The sequence below is a fragment of the Micrococcus sp. HMSC31B01 genome (assembly GCF_001816085.1).
GTDB classification, from domain to species: domain Bacteria; phylum Actinomycetota; class Actinomycetes; order Actinomycetales; family Micrococcaceae; genus Micrococcus; species Micrococcus luteus.
The window spans coordinates 1-1,925 of the sequence record NZ_KV825341.1 but is presented as its reverse complement, the minus strand read 5'-3'; the positions used below and the strand labels follow the sequence as shown (position 1 = coordinate 1,925).

Annotated in this window: 2 protein-coding genes and 1 pseudogene; all 3 read left to right on the top strand. The window is 76.5% G+C overall.

Annotated elements, in window-relative coordinates; genetic code table 11:
* Positions 1 to 186, top strand: a pseudogene (locus tag HMPREF3105_RS10535) (ABC transporter ATP-binding protein); the annotation flags it as partial.
* A gap of 10 nt (positions 187 to 196) precedes the next feature.
* A complete protein-coding gene (locus tag HMPREF3105_RS10530; RefSeq protein ID WP_070709548.1) occupies positions 197 to 703 on the top strand; it encodes a TetR family transcriptional regulator in 507 nt (168 codons plus the stop codon).
* 212 nt (positions 704 to 915) lie between these two features.
* Positions 916 to 1,925, top strand: a 1,010-nt coding sequence (locus tag HMPREF3105_RS10525) for a ribonuclease H family protein (protein WP_070709546.1), incomplete at its 3' end; no start/stop codon positions are given.

The following is a 1,925-nucleotide window of genomic DNA, read 5'->3' as shown; positions in this document are numbered from 1 at the left end:
CTGTCCGCGCTCGACGCGGACCTGCGCCGGCGCCTGGCCGAGGACATCCGGGCGGTGCTGCGGGCGGCGGGGACGACCGGCGTCGTCGTCACCCACGACCTCGCGGAGGCCGCCGTGATGGCCGACCGCACCGTGCGCCTCGGCGCGGGGGGACGCATCGCGGCGGAGGAGGACGGCCGGCGGTAGCCTCTCAGGCATGACCCCGCCCGCACCCCGCCCCCGGCTGACCGCCCAGGACGTGGTGGACGCGGCCGTCGGGATCCTGCAGGACTTCGGCATGGGCGACCTGTCCATGCGGCGCGTGGCCGGGGTGCTGGGCGTGCAGGCCTCCGCGCTGTACTGGCACGTGCCGGACAAGCAGTCGCTGCTGGCGCGGGTGGCGGACCGGATCGTCGCCGAGGCGGAGGAGACCGTGCGCGCCCGCCGCGTCACGGACCTGGCGGGCTGCGCCGAGGCCGCGGAGGCCGCCCTGCTGCGGCACCGGGACGGGGCGGACGTGGTGCTCTCCGCCCTCGCGCTCGGGCTGGGCGGTCTCGGCCTGCACCGTCTGCTCACCGAGGCGGCGGACACCCCGGAGGACGGGGAGCGGGCCCTGGCGCTGCTGCTGGGCACCGTGTCCCTGCGGCAGCAGCGCGCGCAGGCGCAGGCGCTCGGCGTGCCGACCGGCCCGGACGTGCAGCGGCACCGCACGGACCCGCTCTGAGCCCCCGTCCGGCGCCGCCGCGCGGGAGGCCGAGGAGAGGAGACCTGCCTCCTCACAGGTGCGCTCGGTAAGGTCGCCCAGAGCAGAACAGGTCGGGACGGGTCGTCCCCTTCGTCCACGGCGATCCCGCCCGACCGCCGCAGGACCAGCATGGCCCGCCGGACCCGGCTCACAGTTCCGGCGCGGTCCCCTTCGACACAGCCGGCGAAGCCATGGGAGCACGGATCAACCACCCGCGGACGGTCGTGGACCGGACGCTGCATCACGACGTCGAGCCCGCACACCCCGCGGCGCTCGTCGACGTGGGCTGGGACTTCCGTGGCCCGGGCGCCAAGGCGGAGGAGCAGCACCGCCCGCTGCGCGTGGTCCGTGCCCGCCGGCCTCGGGGCACCCCGCGGGACCGGAACGGCGTCGACCTCACGCGCACCGGCCCCGTCGTGCCCCGTCCCTCCCCGCCGCGCACCCGGATCCGCCGGGACGGCGTCCGCGTGGTGGCCAGCCCGCTGGCCATGCTGCCCGGCGTGGACCACGGCCCCGCCCTCCGCCTGGACCTGCATCCGACGACGGGGGGCATCGTCTACGTGGCCCGCGAGCTCGAGCTGCGCGAGCTCGGCGACGACGTCCGCGGCCACGTCTACACCGGGATGGTCGGCACGGCGCATCTGAGCGCCTTCTGGTCCACCGTCACCGTCGACCTGCCGCCAGAGCGCCCGGTGATCGTGCGGCTGCGCTCGGACCGGGACGCCGAGCTGCTCTCTCTGCTCGAGGTCCTCGCCCCCGTGGACACGCGCGTGGTCTCCTACCGGCTCGACGAGTCCCCCGTGGGCACGCAGCGCTCCAGCTACCTGCTGCCGGACGTGGACCCGGAGACGGTCGCCCAGACGGGCGCGGCCCGGATCCCGCTCGAGGCCATCGAGGCCGCCCAGGAGGAGGAGGACGCGCTGCGCCGCTCCTCCGGCGTCTTCCTCTCCCGCCGCCGCACGGACCGCTTCCTGCGCCGCAACCTGCCCGGGGTGACCCACAGCCTCACGTTCGCGGACGAGGCGGACGTGACGGACGTGTACGTGGACGGCTCCGTGCTGCGCGGCTCCCGCATCGGCGGGGCGGCCGCCGTCGCCGGGCCGAGCATGTGGGCCGTGCAGGCCGTGGCCGGGGCCACGATGCCGCTCGAGGTGGAACTCGAGGCGCTCGTGCTGGGGCACGTGATCTGCGCGTGGGCGGG